This is a genomic window from Adlercreutzia equolifaciens, from assembly GCF_029076695.1.
Classification (GTDB): domain Bacteria; phylum Actinomycetota; class Coriobacteriia; order Coriobacteriales; family Eggerthellaceae; genus Adlercreutzia; species Adlercreutzia equolifaciens_A.
Genome location: NZ_JARFIK010000528.1, coordinates 1 through 293 on the forward strand (window position 1 = coordinate 1; position 293 = coordinate 293).

At 56.0% G+C, this 293-nt stretch carries 1 protein-coding gene; it reads left to right on the forward strand.

What is annotated here, in order from left to right:
• On the forward strand, positions 1–293 hold a 293-nt coding region (locus tag PZH32_RS13475; protein WP_428994060.1), incomplete at both ends, for a hypothetical protein.

Below are 293 nucleotides of genomic sequence, written 5' to 3' on the forward strand. Positions count from 1 at the left end.
CCTTGCCGAAAAACGGCTGGATGTCAACGGAAAGCCCCTGAACCCTGTGGCCAGAGAATACCCAAGAAACTATATCCGCACCGGGATCTCTGCCATCGACGGCCTTACGACCCTGATCCGGGGCCAGAAGCTGCCGATCTTCTCCGGCAACGGCCTGCCCCATGACCAGCTGGCCGCCCAGATCGTCATGCAGTCGTCTCTGGGGGACGATACCGATGAAAAATTTGCTGTTGTTTTTGCCGCCATGGGTGTAAAATATGATGTGGCGGAATATTTTGAACGGACCTTCCGGG